Source organism: Sanguibacter sp. Leaf3 (assembly GCF_001425965.1).
GTDB classification, from domain to species: Bacteria; Actinomycetota; Actinomycetes; order Actinomycetales; family Cellulomonadaceae; genus Sanguibacter; species Sanguibacter inulinus.
This window is the reverse complement of record NZ_LMRH01000002.1, coordinates 1-16,111: the sequence shown is the minus strand read 5'-3', so window position 1 is coordinate 16,111 and position 16,111 is coordinate 1. Positions and strand designations below refer to the sequence as shown.

The following is a 16,111-nucleotide window of genomic DNA, read 5'->3' as shown; positions in this document are numbered from 1 at the left end:
GCGCCCGAGGAGGACGAGAGCGTGACGGCACAGACGACCCGCCGCGAGATGCAGCGGATGGCGACCGAGCTCGAGATCAAGTCGGTCGCCCGCCAGCAGCTCGCGCAGGACGGCGTCCAGGAGGTCACGCTGCGCGGTATCGCCCGCGACATGGGCATGACGGCACCTGCGCTCTACAGGTACTTCCCGAGCCTCGACGACCTCGTGGCCTCCATGTGCGAGGACTTCTTCGAAGAGATCACCGAGGCCCTCTCGGCGGCGGTCGTCGCAGCCGGTGACGACGGAGGACGTGCCATGCACGCCGCGATCCGCACCTTCCGCGCCTGGGCCGTCGGGCACCGCAACGAGTTCGCCCTCATGTTCCGCCACGGCGCGGAGAACCCTGGCGACACGAGCAGCACCGCGCGCTTCGCAGCGGTGTTCTTCGACCTCTACCTGCGCCTGTGGGGGACGCAGCCCTTCGAGGTCCCCGAGCTCACCGCCACGTCAGCAGCGACCTGCGGCACGATCCGCGACTTCGTCGAAGAGTCCTTCGACCTGGTCGCCGCCGGAGACCACGCTCCCCCGCCCGCAGCGCTCTTCGTGTTCACCCGCACCTGGGTCCGGCTCTACGGCGTGATCGGCATGGAGGTCTCCGGACAGCTGGCCTTCATGTTCGACGACGTCACGCCCTACTTCGAGAGCGAGCTCGAAGACGCGGCCACAGCCCTCGGCATCCCCTACGTCCCGTCCGACGCTCCCGCGTAGCCGGACCTGCGCAGCTCACGTGCGGTGACGGCCTCGCCCTCGCGCTCAGCCTGCGGAGCAGCAGCACGACAGAGGGGCCGAGGTCCTCGCGGACGTCGGCCCCTCTGCGCGTCCGGACGACGCGGGATGGTGCGGTGCGGCTCTCGGCCGCGTCAGCGCGGGTAGAGCAGCTCGAAACGCTCGGTGACCACCATGAAGTCCTCGGGGACCGTGACGAGCCCCAGCACCCGGGTGAAGAACTCGGTGTGGTCCGTCCGCCACGCCTCGAGGCTCCGGTCGCCCTCTCCCTCGGCGGCGGCGAAGTCGTCGCTCACCTCACCGAAGGGCACCACGGCGACGTCGGTCGTCCGGATGAGCGCCTTCGGGTGCCCCGCTCCGTCGACCACGATCGACAGGTCGCCCTCGCGAGGCAGCGGCGCGTCGTCGCCGTCGTACTCCGACAGGGCCGAGGACGTCGCGGTCTTCGTGCCGTCGAGGACGAGCCCGAGGAGCCTGTCAGCCTGCTCAGGGTTGTCGCCGAAGGACCAGGCGACAGGAGCGACGTTCTCGGCGACCGTCAACCCGCCCACGACCGCGATGCGCCCGAGCCCGGCCTGCACACGCGCGTTCTCCCAGAACTCGGCGATCTCGTCGTCGAGCTCGGTGGCCTTCTCGATCCGCTCGAGCTCCTGCTCGGTCTCCTCGTACGGGAGCCCTGCGTCCGCTGCGCCGGCGACCACGCCTGCGTCGGAACCTGCAGCAGCCGCGGTCCCTGCGTGGGTCTTTGCACCCGCAGCCGCAGCGCTGTCGTGCTGCTCCGCGACCTCGGGGTCCACGGGCTCGAGGACGAACACCGGGATCAGCCGTGACGTCTTGACCGCGTAGTCCGCGTAGTCGGGGTAGGCCTCGACGGACCTGGCCCACCACGTCTCGCGCTCCGCGCCCTCGAGCTCACGCGCCAGGTAGTCCCGCACCACGGCACCGTCGCGGAGCTCGACGTGGGGGTGGGCGACCAGGTTGTAGTACCAGGTCGGGTGCTTCGGGGCGCCGCCGAGCGAGGCGACCACCGCGTACTGCCCGTCGTGCTCGACGCGCATGAGGGGGATCTTGCGGATCTTGCCGGACTTCGCACCACGCGAGACGAGCACGATGACAGGCATGCCTCGCATCGTGGTTCCCTCAGCACCGTTCGTGCGCTCGATGAGCTCGACCTGCTCGCGCGAGAAGTCGTCGGTGCTGGGCTCGTACGTTCCGTGGAGAGGCATGACCCCAGTGAAGCAGGTCGGGCCCGCCTGCAAAAGCGCAGGCGGGCCCGACCAGGGAAAAGACGAGGATCAGCGTCCTGCTGAACCCCGATACCTACTCATCGGGAAGCCCCGGGCTTCGACTCCGCCCGGAGCTCCTCCGTCACTCCGCGCTGCGTCAGCGCCCGGCGCTTCCCTCGACGTAGTCGGTGTCCGAAGGCTTGACCCACGCGAAGAGCTTGCGCAGCTCGCGGCCGGTGGCCTCGATCGGGTGCGCCTCGCCCTTGGCACGGAGCTCCTTGAACTCGGGGGCACCGTTGTCCTGGTCGGCGATGAAGCGCTCGGCGAAGGCACCGTTCTGGATGTCCGCGAGGACAGCCTTCATGTTCTCCTTCACCTCGGGGGTGATGACGCGCGGGCCGGAGACGTAGTCGCCGTACTCAGCGGTGTCGGAGACGGACCAGCGCTGCTTGGCGATCCCGCCCTCCCACATGAGGTCGACGATGAGCTTGAGCTCGTGCAGCACCTCGAAGTAGGCGACCTCGGGCTGGTAGCCAGCCTCGGTGAGCACCTCGAAGCCGTACTGGACGAGCTGCGACGCACCGCCGCAGAGGACAGCCTGCTCGCCGAAGAGGTCGGTCTCGGTCTCCTCGGTGAAGGTGGTCTTGATGCCGGCGGCGCGCAGGCCACCGATCGCCTTGCCGTAGGAGAGCGCGAGCTCCCACGCCGAGCCGGACGCGTCCTGCTCGACAGCGACGATCACGGGCACGCCGCGGCCGTCGAGGTACTCGCGGCGCACGAGGTGCCCCGGGCCCTTGGGGGCGACCATGACGATGTCGTGGCCGGCCTCGGGCTTGATGTAGCCGAAGCGGATGTTGAAGCCGTGCCCGAAGACGAGGGCAGCACCCTCGGTGAGGTTCGGGGCGATCTCCTCGGTGTACACGTGACGCTGGACCTGGTCCGGCGCGAGGATGACGACGACGTCGGCGCCCTTGACGGCCTCCGCGACGGTCAGGACGCGCAGGCCCTCGTCCTCGGCCTTCTTGCGGGACGCAGAGCCCTCGCGCAGGCCGACGGTGACGTCGACGCCGGAGTCGCGCAGGTTGAGCGCGTGGGCGTGGCCCTGGCTCCCGTAGCCGATGACGGCAACCTTGCGGCCAGCAATGATGGACAGATCAGCGTCGTCGTCGTAGAACAGCTCAGCCACCGTAGATCTCCTTGGTTAGACGTGTGTGTCGTAGGTCGTGCATGAAGTGTGTCAGGCCGAGCGCGGGACGCGCTCGAGTGCCCGGTCGGTGATCGAGCGCGATCCGCGCCCGATCCCGACGGTCCCCGACTTGACGATCTCGCGGATGCCGAAGGGCTCGAGAGCCCCGAGGAGTGCCGAGAGCTTGTCCGGGTTACCGGTCGCCTCGATCGTCACGGCGTCAGGGACGACGTCGACGACGTGGGCGCGGAAGAGCTGCACGACCTCGAGCACGTGGGTGCGCGTGCTGAGGTCTGCTCTCACCTTCACGAGCATGAGCTCGCGCTGTACCGCCGCTGCCGGGTCCAGCTCGACGATCTTGATGACGTTGACCAGCTTGTTCAGCTGCTTGGTCACCTGTTCCAGCGGGAGGTCGTCGACGTCGACGACGACGGTCACCCGCGAGAGCTCTTCGTGCTCCGTCGGTCCGACGGCGAGAGAGTGGATGTTGAAGGCCCTGCGTGCGAACAGGCCGGCGACGCGCGCGAGCACGGCGGGCTTGTTCTCGACGAGGACCGAGAGGGTGTGACGAGTCATGGTCTGGGCTCCCGGTCAGTCTTCGCGGTCCCACGCGGGCGAGATGCCGCGTGCGTACTGGATGTCGTCGTTGCTCACGCCGGCGGCGACCATCGGCCACACCATGGCGTCGCGCGACACGTGGAAGTCGATGACGACAGGCTGGTCGTTGATCTGCTCCGCGCGCTTGATGGCCGCGTCGACCTCGTTCGCGTGCTCCACGCGGATGCCCACGCAGCCGTAGGCGTCGGCGAGCTTGACGAAGTCCGGGATGTGCCGCGTGCCGTGCCCGGTGTGCAGGTCGGTGTTGGAGTACCTGGACTCGTAGAACAGCGTCTGCCACTGGCGGACCATGCCGAGCGAGGAGTTGTTGATCAGCGCCACCTTGATGGGGATGTCGTTGATCGAGCAGGTCGCGAGCTCCTGGTTGGTCATCTGGAAGCAGCCGTCGCCGTCGATCGCCCACACGGTGCGGTCGGGCTGGCCGACCTTGGCGCCCATCGCGGCCGGGATCGAGTAGCCCATGGTGCCCAGACCGCCCGAGTTGAGCCACGTGTTCGGCCGCTCGTAGCGGATGAACTGCGAGGCCCACATCTGGTGCTGGCCCACGCCCGAGACGTAGATGCTGTCCGGGCCCGAGATCTCACCGAGGCGGCTGATCACGTGCTGCGGGGCGAGGTGCCCGTCGTCGGGCTCCGTGAAGCCGAGCGGGTAGGTCTCGCGCCAGCTGTCGATCTGACGCCACCAGGCCTCGAGGTCCGGCTTGCCGTGCGTCTCCTGCTCACGGGCGAGCTCGGGCAGCAGGTCGGCGATGACCTCCTTGAGGTCTCCGACGATCGGCACGTCCGCGGCACGGTTCTTGCCGATCTCGGCCGGGTCGATGTCCGCGTGGATGATCGTCGCGTGCGGGGCGAAGCTCGAGAGCTTGCCGGTCACGCGGTCGTCGAAGCGGGCACCGAGGGCGAAGACCAGGTCTGCCTTCTGGAGCGCCGAGACGGCCGGGACAGTCCCGTGCATCCCCGGCATGCCGAGGTTCTGCGGGTGCGAGTCGGGCAGCGCGCCACGAGCCATCAGCGTCGTGACTGCAGCGGCGCCGGAGAGGTCGACGAGCTTGCGCAGCTCGGCCGCAGCGCCGGAACGGATCGCTCCGCCGCCGACGTAGAGGACAGGCCGGCGCGCCGAGGCGAGCAGGCGGGCGGCCTCACGGATCTGCTTGCTGTGCGGCTTCGTCACCGGGTGGTACCCGGGCAGGTTGAGCTCGGCAGGCCAGTTGAAGGTTGTCGTCGCCTGCATGGCGGACTTCGCGATGTCGACGAGCACGGGGCCGGGGCGCCCGGTCGAGGCGATGTGGAAGGCCTCGGCGATCGTCCGCGGGATGTCGTCGGGGTCCGTCACGAGGAAGCTGTGCTTGGTCACCGGGAAGGTGATGCCGACGATGTCGGCCTCCTGGAACGCGTCGGTCCCGATGAGCGAGGCACCCACCTGGCCGGTGATCGCGACCATGGGGATCGAGTCCATGTTGGCGTCGGCGATCGGCGTCACGAGGTTCGTCGCACCGGGGCCCGAGGTCGCCATCGTCACCCCGACACGGCCCGTGGCGTGGGCGTAGCCCGAGGCTGCGTGACCGCCACCCTGCTCGTGCCGCACGAGGATGTGCCGGATCTTCTTCGAGTCCATGAGCGGGTCGTAGGTCGGGAGGATCGCTCCGCCCGGGATGCCGAAGACCGTCTCGACGCCCGCGGCCTCGAGCGAGCGGACGATCGACTCGGCGCCGGTGATCTCGGCCGTCGAGACGTCGGTGCGCGGCCGGCGGACGGCGTCGCCGGGGGCAGGCTTCGGTGCGGTCGGCGTCGCGGCGGGTGCCGCGCCTGCCGGCGCTCCGCCGCGAGGCGGTGCGGGTGTGGGGCCCTGGACCATCGGGTTCTCCTGGGTGCTGAACGACGTGTGCGGGAGTGCTTACTGGTCAGTGCTGGCGAGTGCTGGGAGCGCTGGTCGGGCTCGCCGGTCGTGCTGACAGGCACCGACGCTGGTGCGCGGTCCTGCCTGTGCGACCTGAGGTCCGCTGCCGGGTGGGCGAAGATCCTCTGGTCGCAGGTCGTCACATGAAAAAACCCCTCGTCCCCGGGTAGGGGCCTTCGAGGGGTGAGCGCGCTGACGAAACCGAAGTGCTGGGCCTCAGCCGGCGCGCTCGGTAAGTACTACGAGGATGTTCGTCTGCATACGAAGCAGAGTACGCCTCCCCTGCGGTGATGTCATGCGGCCCCCGAACCGTCTCGCCTGGTGAGATGTGAGTGTTCATCTCCGTAGGCCTCAGCGCTCGACCTCACGCCGCTCGCCCGCCTGGTCCCGCAGGGCTGCGCACGTCTTCCCAGACCGGCCGACGCCCGTCGGAGCGCCCCGGTCCAGACGCCCGAGAGCCCGCTCCTCAGTCCCGCCCGGCCGCAGTCGACACGCAGACCTCGTTGCCGTCAGCGTCGGCGAGCACCCACCAGCTCGGTGCGTGCTCGTCCGTGACGAGGGTGCCGCCAGCAGCCAGAGCGGCCTCGACCCGGCCAGGTCCCTCGTCGACCGCGACGGAGACGTCTACGTGGAGCCTCCCCCGTCCCGGGCGCGCTGCGTCAGCCTCCTGGAACCAGACCTGCGGGCCCAGCCCGTGCGGGTCGGCGAGCGCGTCCTCGTCGTCCGGTGCCGCGTCGTACCCGAGGACCGCGGCCCAGAAGGGACGGATGCGGGAGTCGTCGGTCGTGTCGACGGCGATCTCGACAGCCTGCGGTGCCCCCGGCGCCTGCTCGACCCCGAGCTCGTCGGCGACCTGGGCCACACGCCGCGCCAGCAGGACGTCACGGTCGGTCAGCCGCGCCACGTCGTGGCTGACCAGAGAGAGCGCGACGTAGCCGTGCTGCAGCTCGACGTCGGGATGGTGCCCGGCCAGCTCCGCCTCCTCCGCGACGCGCTGCACGAAGGCGAGGGCCGAGACGAAGTCGGGAGTGCGGAAGTGTGCGTGGAGCCGTCCGAGGACGACGCGCCAGGGTGTCCCGGCGAGCGCGTCCTCGATCTCACCGGTCGTCAGATCAGCCATGACAGCCACTGTCGCACCTAGAGTGGGACACCACAACGCCTTCAGCCACCAGCACGAGACTCCCGGGACCCGCCGGGCGCACGAGAGGAGCACCGCCCCGTGGCCGTCCAGCCCCGCACCCGGCGCTCCCTCGGCACCGCAGCAGCTCTTGCTCTCCTGCTGACGCTCGGCGCGTGCGGCGACGACCCCGAGACTCTCGAGCACGTGACGGTGTCCGCGTCGGTCACCGACCCCGACACCTCGCAGACGACCACGGTCCACGGGTACGTGCCGGACCTGGCCCTCCCGGCGGGGACGACGCTCGAGGTGCCCCTCGACGACCCGGTGATCCTCGCCGTCGACGTGACGGTCGCGGTCGGACCGGACCGTGGCTTCTCCGTGCGCCCGAGCGACTTCACGCTCCGGACGTCGTCGGGAGACTCCGTGGCCGCGCTGACCTCCGTGAACCGTGCCCTCGAGGACGAGTCGCTGTGGCCTCTCCTCGAGGTCGGCTCGGGAAGCACGCTGCGCGGGTGGCTCGCCTTCCCGGTCGAGCGCGGGTCGGTCGACGGCGCGACGCTCGTCGCGGCGCGTCCCGAGTCGATGACTGTCGAGGGCCGCGGCTCGCTCGAGGCCGCGACCTTCGAGGTCGCGCTCGAGCCTGCGGGCTGAGCCTGCAGCCAGCTGAGCCTCAGGTCAGCTGAGTCTCCTCCGACGAGAGCCTGAGCTCACGCCGACGCCTGCGCTGGCTCGCAAGCACCACGACAGGTCGCACACGCCGAGAGGGCGGGACCGGTCCTGTTGGACCGGCCCCGCCCTCTCGGCGTCTCGCAGCAGCACCTCTGTGGTGCCCCTCGCGTCCGTCAGTACAGGACGGCACCCTGCGAGGCGGAGTGCACGAGCTTGGCGTACTTGGCGAGGACTCCCCGCGTGAAGGTCGGGGCGAGCGGCTCCCAGCCTTCCTTGCGGGCCTCGAGGACCTCGGGGTCGACGAGCACGTCGAGCGTCGCGTTGGCGACGTCCAGACGGATCCTGTCACCGTCCTGCACGTAGGCGATCGGTCCGCCGTCGACGGCCTCGGGCGCGACGTGGCCGACGCACAGACCCGTCGTGCCACCCGAGAAGCGGCCGTCCGTGAGCAGCAGGACGTCCTTGCCGAGGCCGGCTCCCTTGATCGCACCGGTGATGGCGAGCATCTCGCGCATGCCCGGTCCACCCTTGGGGCCCTCGTAGCGGATGACGACGACGTCGCCGGCCTTGATGGTCCCGTCCTCGAGGGCGTCCATCGCCGCACGCTCGCGCTCGAAGACGCGGGCGGTGCCCTCGAACACGTCGGAGTCGAAGCCAGCGGACTTCACGACCGCACCCTCAGGGGCGAGCGAACCGTGCAGGATCGTGATGCCACCGGTCTTGTGGATCGGGTTGCTGAGCGCCCGGAGGATCTTGCCGTCGGGGTCGGGCGGCGCGATGTCCGCGAGGTTCTCCGCGACGGTCTTGCCGGTCACCGTGAGGCAGTCGCCGTGCAGCAGACCGGCGTCGAGCAGCGCCTTCATGACGACGGGGACACCGCCGATGCGGTCGACGTCGGCCATGACGTAGCGGCCGAAGGGCTTGAGGTCTCCGAGGTGCGGGACCTTCGCGGCGACGCGGCTGAAGTCGTCGAGCGTGAGCTCGACCTCCGCCTCGTGCGCGATCGCCAGCAGGTGCAGGACAGCGTTCGTCGAGCCGCCGAAGGCCATGACGACGGCGATGGCGTTCTCGAAGGCCTCCTTCGTCATGATCTGACGCGCGGTGATGCCCTTGCGGAGCAGCTCGACGACGGCCTCGCCCGACTTGTGGGCGAAGGCGTCGCGGCGGCGGTCCGCCGAGGGCGGCGCAGCAGAGCCGGGGAGCGACATGCCCATGGCCTCGGCCACCGACGCCATCGTGTTCGCCGTGTACATGCCGCCGCAGGCACCCTCGCCCGGGCAGATCGCGCGCTCGATGCGGTCGAGGTCGCCCTTGCTCATGAGCCCCTTGGCGCAGGCACCGACAGCCTCGAAGGCGTCGATGAGCGTGACGTCCTTCTCGGTCCCGTCCTCGAGCTTGACCCAGCCCGGCATGATCGTGCCGGCGTAGAGGAACACCGAGGAGAGGTCGAGACGAGCAGCCGCCATGAGCATGCCGGGGAGCGACTTGTCGCAGCCCGCGAGGAGGACCGAGCCGTCGAGGCGCTCGGCCTGCATGACGGTCTCGACCGAGTCCGCGATGATGTCGCGCGAGACCAGAGAGAAGTGCATGCCCTCGTGGCCCATCGAGATGCCGTCCGAGACGGAGATGGTGCCGAACTCGAGCGGGTAGCCACCACCGGCGTGCACGCCGCCCTTGACGGCCTTCGCGAGGCGGTCGAGCGAGAGGTTGCAGGGCGTGATCTCGTTCCACGAGCTGGCGACGCCGATCTGCGGTTTGACCCAGTCGTCGTCTCCCATGCCGACGGCGCGGAGCATGCCGCGCGACGCGGTGGCCTCGATCCCGTCGGTCACCTTGCGCGAGCGGGGCTTGATGTCGACACCTGGTGCGGCGGACCTGTCCGCGGCGGCGGTCTCGGGGGCGGTGTGTGGCGTTTCGGTCATGCTCCCGAGTGTAGGACCGCCCGTCCGTGCGCACGTCAGAGGGTCACCCTTCGGACGGGACCTACGTCCCCCGATATCGGGGACCTACGGCCCACAGATCCGGTCCCCAGGCGGTCAAAGATTGAACTACGAACACACCACAGCTTCACAGTTCATCTGAGGGGATGAGAGCAATGACCGCAACAACGAGCACTCGAACACAGGGGCACAGCGCAGTCGTCACGGGGGACGACATCGTGGTCCGGCCCGGGGCGCGACGCGCACTGGCCCTCGCCCGGCTGTCGACGGGGTTCATCTTCCTCTGGGCCTTCCTCGACAAGACCTTCGGTCTCGGCTACTCGACCCCGAGCGACCGCGCCTGGATCAACGGCGGAGAGCCGAGCCAGGGCTTCCTCAACAGCCCGGCCGTCGTCGGACCGTTCAAGGACTTCTTCGCCAGCATCGCCAGCCCCGCGACCGACGTCCTCTTCATGCTCGGCATGCTCGCCGTCGGCGTCGCAGTGATGGCAGGCATGGGCGTCCGCGTCGCAGCTGTCGCCGGCTCGCTCATCATGTTCCTCATGTGGGTCGCCGAGTGGCCCATGGAGGCCGGCACCAACCCGTTCATGGACTACCACATCATCTACGCGCTCGTCCTGGTCGTCGTCGCCTACACACTGGCCGGTGACACCTGGGGCCTCGGCAAGTGGTGGGCCAACCTCCCGATCGTCAAGAACAACGGATGGCTCCGCTGACCACATCTCCCGCGGGCTGCACCCAGTCCTGCAGGGCACCTCGAAGGGCCCCGTCGCTACAGCGACGGGGCCCTTCGGGCGTCCCGTGGCACCGGCGCTGCTCCCGTCCTGCCGAGCGACCGACGCCGCACTAGGGTGGCCCGATGACCACGATCCACTGGTTCCGACGCGACCTCCGGCTGGCCGACAACCCCGCGCTCAACAGCGCCTGGGAGGAGGCACAGGCCGACGACTCCCAGGTGGTCGGACTGTTCGTCCTCGACGACGGGCTGTGGGGTCCCTCCGGGTCGCCGCGCCGCGACTACCTGCTCGCCAGCCTGCGCGCCCTCGACGAGAGCATGGGCGGACGGCTCGTCGTACGGCGTGGGGACCCGGTCGACGTGCTGCCGAGCGTGGCGCACGAGGTCGGCGCCCAGACCGTGCACGTCGCGGAGTCCTTCGAGCCCTACGGCCGGGCACGCGACGAGAAGGTGGAGTCAGACCTGGCAGAGGCGGGTGTCCGGCTGCAGCGCAAAGGCTCGGCCTACGCGGTGTCCCCAGGACGCGTGCTGACACGCACCGGCACGCCCTACAGGGTGTTCACCCCCTTCCGCACAGCGTGGCTCGACCACGGCTGGCGCGGCCCCGCAGCAGACCTCGGTCCTGTCGACTGGGTAGACCTGGCCTCCGAGCCGTTGCCCGAGGCCGACGGCGAGCCGCTGCGCCCGGCGGGCGAGGCAGCAGCGCTCGAGCGGTGGCACGAGTTCCTCGAGGACGTCGACGGCTACGACTCCGACCGCGACCGCCCTGACCTCGACCTCACCTCCCGGCTCTCCGTCCCGCTCAAGTGGGGCGAGATCCACCCCCGCACCCTGCTCGCCGACCTCAAGCAGGTGAGGGGCGACGGTGCCGCGAGCTTCAGGTCCGAGCTCGCGTGGCGCGAGTTCCACGCGGACGTCCTCTTCCACTCCCCCGAGGCCGCGACACTCTCGATCCGCGAGGTCATGCCCGACGACGCCTGGGCCCCGCGGTCACAGGCCGACAGGTGGTTCCAGGCGTGGACGGAGGGCCGGACCGGCTATCCGATGGTCGACGCCGGCATGCGGCAGCTCCTCGCCGAGGGGTGGATGCACGGCCGGGTACGGATGATCGTCGGGTCGTTCCTGGTCAAGGACCTGCACATCCCGTGGCAGCGCGGAGCACGGCACTTCATGCAGCACCTGCTCGACGCCGACCGCTCGCAGAACCAGCTGAACTGGCAGTGGGTCGCGGGGACCGGTCTCGACGCGTCGCCGTACTTCCGGATCTTCAACCCTGTGACGCAGGGACTGAAGTTCGACCCCGACGGCGACTACGTCCGCCGCTGGGTCCCCGAGCTGCGCGCCGTGCCCGGCAAGGCCGTGCACGAGCCGTGGAAGCTCCCCGACCCGCCCGAGGACTACCCTGACCAGCTGGTCGACCACTCCCGAGAGCGCAAGGAGTCGCTCGACGCCTACGCGCGCTTCAAGGACGCCTGAGCGGGTCAGGCGTCGCGCGACCTGTAGTCGTCCTCGAGGACTGCCATGAGGAAGACGTCGCAGTACGAGTCGCCGTCGAGGGCGGCGTCCCGCTGCCTGCCCTCGAGGACGAAACCGAGAGACTCGTAGAGAGCACGGGCACGGGGGTTGATCGCGAGCACGTCGAGCTGGACCCTGTGCAGACGCGGTCCGTCGTCCCCCGCCCCGTCACCGTCGAAGGCGTAGCGCAGCACCTGGTCGATCGCGTCGCGCCCGTAACCACGGCCACGGTAGGCCGGGAGCTGAGCCAGTCGCAGGTTGGCGCAGCGGACGTCCTCGTCGATGTCGTTGAGGACGATCTCACCGATCATCTCGTCGCTCACCAGCTCGCCGCCACGTGTCATCGCGGGGGTGACAGCCCAGTCGTAGCGCCCTGGGCGGTCGCTGACCGTCCTGGCCCACTCGTCGATCTGCTCCCGGTCGAAGTCGGCCGTCGTCCCCGTCAGCCTCATCGCCTCGGGGTCCTGGAGGGACTCCCACATGCGGTCGGCGTCGGTCGCCTCGATCGGGCGCAGCCGGGCGATCTCACCGGTCAGTACGGGGCCGCGGGTCATCGGTTCTCCTCGTCAGGTGGTCCCGCCTGCGGGCCTCGGCCGAGCAGCGGGGCATCAGCGTCGATGCTGATGCATGAGTGCGGTGGAGCTGTGGAGCGGTGGAGCGGTGGAGCGGTGGAGCGGTGGAGCTGTGGTGCCGCCATGCCGTCCTGCGACAGTGCGGTGGTGTGGTGAGTCTGTCGTGGTGTCGAGCGAAGCGGTGCCCCGTAGCTGGATGCGTGCGGGGCGGGTACGACGGACGTCCGCCGTACCCGCCCCGCACGTGATCCTCGAGATGCCGTGCCGGTCTCCCGGCGGTGACGTGTCAGCCGATGCGCTCGACGACCAGCTCGCGGACGCGCCCGGCGTCAGCCTGGCCACGGGTGGCCTTCATGACGGCGCCGATGACAGCACCGATCGGGCCGAGGTTGCCGGAGCGGATCTTCTCGACGATGTCAGGCTGTGCGGCCAGGACCATGTCGATCGCCTCGAGCAGCGGGCCGTCGTCGGAGACGATCTCCAGACCGCGGGCCACGACGACCTCTTCCGGGGAGCCTTCGCCGGCGAGGACGCCTTCGAGGACCTGACGGGCCATCTTGTCGTTGATGCGACCCGAGTCGACGAGCGACTGGAGCTGACCGATCTGCTCCGGGGTGACGGGCAGGTCCGCGAGCTCGACCTCGGTGGTCTTCGCGGCACGGGCGAGCTCGCCCATCCACCACTTGCGGGCGGCGGCCGGGCTAGACCCTGCAGCGATGGTGGTCTCGATGAGCTCGAGGGCACCGGCGTTGACGACGTCGCGCATCTCCGGGTCGGAGAAGCCCCAGTCGCCCTGGAGGCGACGACGACGGTCCGCCGGCATCTCGGGGAGCGTCGCGCGGATCTCTTCGACCCACTCCCGGCTCGGCTCGACAGGGACCAGGTCGGGCTCGGGGAAGTACCTGTAGTCCTCGGCGTCGGACTTGACGCGCCCGGCCGTCGTGGTCGAGGTGTCCTCGTGCCAGTGACGCGTCTCCTGCGTCACCGTCTTGCCGGCGTCGAGGACGGCGGCCTGACGGGAGACCTCGTAGCGGACCGCGCGCTCGATCGACCGGAACGAGTTGACGTTCTTGGTCTCGGTGCGGGTGCCGAGAGGTGACTCGGGCGTGGCGCGGAGCGACAGGTTCACGTCAGCGCGGACGTTCCCACGCTCCATGCGAGCCTCGGACACGTCGAGGGCCCGGAAGATGTCGCGCAGCGTCTGGACGTACGCACGGGCGACCTCGGGGGCGCGGTCTCCGGCGCCCTCGATCGGACGCGTGACGATCTCCACGAGGGGGATGCCGGCACGGTTGTAGTCGACGAGCGAGTGGTCGGCTCCGTGGATGCGGCCAGTGCTGCCACCGACGTGGGTGTTCTTGCCCGCGTCTTCTTCCATGTGCGCACGCTCGATCTCCACGCGGAAGATCGACCCGTCGTCGAGCTCGACGTCGAGGTACCCGTCAAAGGCGATGGGCTCGTCGTACTGCGAGGTCTGGAAGTTCTTCGGCACGTCCGGGTAGAAGTAGTTCTTCCGGGCGAAGCGGCAGGACTCCGCGATCGAGCAGTTCAGCGCGAGGCCGATCTTGATCGCGGACTCCACGGCCTTGCCGTTGACGACAGGGAGCGCTCCGGGCAGACCGAGCGACACGGGGGTCGTCTGGGTGTTCGGCGCGCCGCCGAACTCGACCTCGGCGGCGCAGAACATCTTGGTCTTCGTGCCGAGCTCGACGTGGACCTCGATGCCGATCACCGGGTCGAAGCGCGCGACGGCCTCGTCGTAGTCGACCAGGTCGACGTGGGCAGAGTGGCTCATCAGCGGATCTCCAGTTCAGGTGCCTGGTCGAGGATCGGACCGCCCCAGACGTTCTCGAGGGCGGACTCGAGCGCCGCACCGACGCGGTACAGGCGCTCGTCGGCTCGGGCCGGGGCGAGGATCTGGAAGCCGACGGGCAGGCCGTCGTCCGACAGACCGTTCGGGAGCGAGAGCCCCGGGACGCCGGCGAGGTTCGCCGGGATGGTCGCGACGTCGTTGAGGTACATCGCGAGAGGGTCGTCGAGCTTCTCGCCGAACTTGAAGGCCGTGGTCGGGGCCGTCGGGGAGACGAGCACGTCCGCCTTCTCGAAGGCTGCGGCGAAGTCCCGCTGGATGAGCGTGCGGACCTTCTGAGCCGAGCCGTAGTAGGCGTCGTAGTAGCCTGCGGACAGCGCGTAGGTCCCGAGGATCACGCGTCGCTTGACCTCGTCGCCGAAGCCCGCTCCACGGGTGGCGGACATGACGCGCTCCGCGGTGACCGGTCCCTCGGTGGGCTCGACCCGCAGGCCGAAGCGCATGCCGTCGAACTTGGCGAGGTTGCTCGACGCCTCGGCCGGCATGATGAGGTAGTACGCGGCGAGCGCGTTGACGAAGTGCGGGCAGGAGACCTCGACGACCTCGGCACCTGCGGACTTCAGCAGCTCGAGGGACTCCTCGAACCGGGCTGAGACACCGGCCTGGTAACCCTCACCGCTGAGCTCTTTGACAACTCCGACGCGCACGCCGGTGAGGTCGCCGAGCGCACCCTGACGAGCAGCGTCGACGAGGGTCGGGACGGGCTCGTCGAGCGAGGTCGAGTCGCGGGGGTCGTGCCCACCGATGAGCTCGTGGAGCAGCGCCGAGTCGAGGACCGTGCGGGTGACGGGGCCAGCCTGGTCGAGCGACGAGGCCATGGCGATGAGGCCGTAGCGGGAGACGCCACCGTAGGTGGGCTTCACGCCGACGGTCCCGGTCACGGCGCCGGGCTGGCGGATCGAGCCGCCGGTGTCGGTACCGATCGCGAGAGGGGCCTCGAAGGCAGCGACGGCAGCTGCCGAGCCACCGCCGGAGCCACCGGGGATGCGGTCGAGGTCCCAGGGGTTACGGGTGTTGCCGTAGGCGGAGTGCTCGGTGCTGGACCCCATGGCGAACTCGTCCATGTTGGTCTTGCCGAGGATGGGCAGCCCGGCTGCCTTGATCTTCTCCACGAGCGTCGCATCGTAGGGCGGGATCCAGCCCTCGAGGATCTTGGAACCGGCCGTCGTCGGCAGCCCCTTGGTGACCACGACGTCCTTGACGGCGATCGGCACACCGGCGAGGGGGTGCAGGTCCTCCCCCGCGGCGCGACGGGTGTCGACGTCACGTGCCGTGGCTAGGGCCGACTCGGTGCTGACGTGGAGGAAGGCGTGCACGTCGGTGTCGACGGCGGCGATCCTGTCGAGGTGCGCCTGGGTGACCTCGACGCTCGAGACCTCCCCGGCGGCGAGGTGGGCCGCGAGCTGCGCGGCGCTCTGACGTGTCAGGTCGCTCATGAGTCCTCCCCGAGGATCTGCGGGACGAGGAATCGTCCGTCTTCGCTCGCAGGAGCGCTGGCCATGATCTCGTCGACGTCGAGCGGGGCGACGGGGACGTCGTCACGGAAGACGTTGGAGAGCGGCAGCGGGTGGCTGGTCGCGGGGACGTCGGGGGTCGCGACGGCACTGACCTCGGCGATCGCGTCGACGATCACGACGAGCTCGCCTGCGAGGCGGTCGAGTTCTTCGGGGGTGAGGTCGATACGCGCGAGCGCTGCGACGCGCGCGACCTCGTCACGGGAGAGTGTGGACATAGGTCCAGTCTAGGCCAGCAGCCAGGCGCTCCGGCAGGGCCGTCGGGACCCGTTCGCGTGACGAAGAACGACGGATCTGCAGCACGACGACTGCAGACCAGCGCCGAGCGACGTGCGACGTGCGACGTGCGACGTGCGACGTCAAAGTGTCCGGGTACGACAAGAGCCCACCCCCGTAAAGGGGTGGGCTCTTGTTGAATGGTTGTCCGGCGGCGACCTACTCTCCCACACAGTCTCCCGTGCAGTACCATCGGCGCAGAGGGGCT

At 69.7% G+C, this 16,111-nt stretch carries 14 protein-coding genes; 4 read left to right on the top strand and 10 right to left on the bottom strand.

Annotated elements, in window-relative coordinates; genetic code table 11:
* Positions 1-21 precede the first annotated feature (21 nt).
* Positions 22-747 carry a TetR/AcrR family transcriptional regulator gene (locus tag ASG53_RS07425; RefSeq protein WP_156382716.1) on the top strand — a complete coding sequence of 242 codons (726 nt, stop codon included), beginning with the start codon at positions 22-24 and terminating at the stop codon, positions 745-747.
* A gap of 152 nt (positions 748-899) precedes the next feature.
* Here ASG53_RS07425 and ASG53_RS20585 read toward each other — a convergent pair whose 3' ends face one another.
* The 5 genes from ASG53_RS20585 to ASG53_RS07400 all read right to left on the bottom strand — a co-directional run bounded on the left by ASG53_RS20585 (position 900) and on the right by ASG53_RS07400 (position 6,811).
* A complete protein-coding gene (locus ASG53_RS20585) occupies positions 900-1,991 on the bottom strand; it encodes a nitroreductase/quinone reductase family protein (RefSeq protein ID WP_162246137.1) in 1,092 nt (363 codons plus the stop codon).
* Between the two features lie 157 nt (positions 1,992-2,148).
* A complete protein-coding gene (ilvC, locus tag ASG53_RS07415; protein WP_056130969.1) occupies positions 2,149-3,177 on the bottom strand; it encodes a ketol-acid reductoisomerase in 1,029 nt (342 codons plus the stop codon).
* 51 nt (positions 3,178-3,228) lie between these two features.
* Positions 3,229-3,753, bottom strand: a complete 525-nt coding sequence (gene ilvN, locus ASG53_RS07410; RefSeq protein WP_012866084.1) for an acetolactate synthase small subunit — start codon at positions 3,751-3,753, stop codon at positions 3,229-3,231.
* A 15-nt stretch (positions 3,754-3,768) separates the two neighbouring features.
* The gene (locus ASG53_RS07405; protein WP_056130966.1) at positions 3,769-5,649 is read right to left on the bottom strand and encodes an acetolactate synthase large subunit; all 1,881 of its coding nucleotides are present in this window, start codon (positions 5,647-5,649) and stop codon (positions 3,769-3,771) included.
* 508 nt (positions 5,650-6,157) lie between these two features.
* Positions 6,158-6,811 carry a VOC family protein gene (locus ASG53_RS07400; protein ID WP_056130962.1) on the bottom strand — a complete coding sequence of 218 codons (654 nt, stop codon included), beginning with the start codon at positions 6,809-6,811 and terminating at the stop codon, positions 6,158-6,160.
* Positions 6,812-6,910: 99 nt separating this feature from the next.
* Between ASG53_RS07400 and ASG53_RS07395 the strand changes: the two genes are divergently transcribed.
* Positions 6,911-7,462, top strand: coding sequence for a hypothetical protein (locus ASG53_RS07395; protein WP_056130959.1), 552 nt, complete (start codon positions 6,911-6,913; stop codon positions 7,460-7,462).
* 191 nt (positions 7,463-7,653) lie between these two features.
* Here ASG53_RS07395 and ilvD read toward each other — a convergent pair whose 3' ends face one another.
* The gene (gene ilvD, locus ASG53_RS07390; protein WP_056130956.1) at positions 7,654-9,402 is read right to left on the bottom strand and encodes a dihydroxy-acid dehydratase; all 1,749 of its coding nucleotides are present in this window, start codon (positions 9,400-9,402) and stop codon (positions 7,654-7,656) included.
* A gap of 173 nt (positions 9,403-9,575) precedes the next feature.
* Between ilvD and ASG53_RS07385 the strand changes: the two genes are divergently transcribed.
* On the top strand, positions 9,576-10,136 hold the full coding sequence (locus ASG53_RS07385) for a hypothetical protein (protein WP_056130953.1): 561 nt from the start codon (positions 9,576-9,578) through the stop codon (positions 10,134-10,136).
* A 143-nt stretch (positions 10,137-10,279) separates the two neighbouring features.
* Positions 10,280-11,632, top strand: a complete 1,353-nt coding sequence (locus tag ASG53_RS07380) for a cryptochrome/photolyase family protein (protein ID WP_056130950.1) — start codon at positions 10,280-10,282, stop codon at positions 11,630-11,632.
* A 5-nt stretch (positions 11,633-11,637) separates the two neighbouring features.
* Here the strand turns inward: ASG53_RS07380 and ASG53_RS07375 are convergent, their stop codons facing one another.
* The 4 genes from ASG53_RS07375 to gatC form a co-directional block, all read right to left on the bottom strand.
* Positions 11,638-12,225, bottom strand: a complete 588-nt coding sequence (locus ASG53_RS07375; protein WP_056130947.1) for a GNAT family N-acetyltransferase — start codon at positions 12,223-12,225, stop codon at positions 11,638-11,640.
* A 304-nt stretch (positions 12,226-12,529) separates the two neighbouring features.
* Complete coding sequence (gatB, locus tag ASG53_RS07370; protein WP_056130945.1) at positions 12,530-14,038, bottom strand: Asp-tRNA(Asn)/Glu-tRNA(Gln) amidotransferase subunit GatB; 1,509 nt, start codon at positions 14,036-14,038, stop codon at positions 12,530-12,532.
* A complete protein-coding gene (gene gatA, locus ASG53_RS07365; protein WP_056130941.1) occupies positions 14,038-15,549 on the bottom strand; it encodes an Asp-tRNA(Asn)/Glu-tRNA(Gln) amidotransferase subunit GatA in 1,512 nt (503 codons plus the stop codon). Before gatA ends, gatB begins: the two co-directional genes overlap by 1 nt.
* Positions 15,546-15,845, bottom strand: coding sequence for an Asp-tRNA(Asn)/Glu-tRNA(Gln) amidotransferase subunit GatC (gene gatC, locus ASG53_RS07360; RefSeq protein ID WP_056130937.1), 300 nt, complete (start codon positions 15,843-15,845; stop codon positions 15,546-15,548). The genes gatA and gatC overlap by 4 nt, the downstream gene beginning before the upstream one ends.
* Between the last annotated feature and the right edge of the window lie 266 nt (positions 15,846-16,111).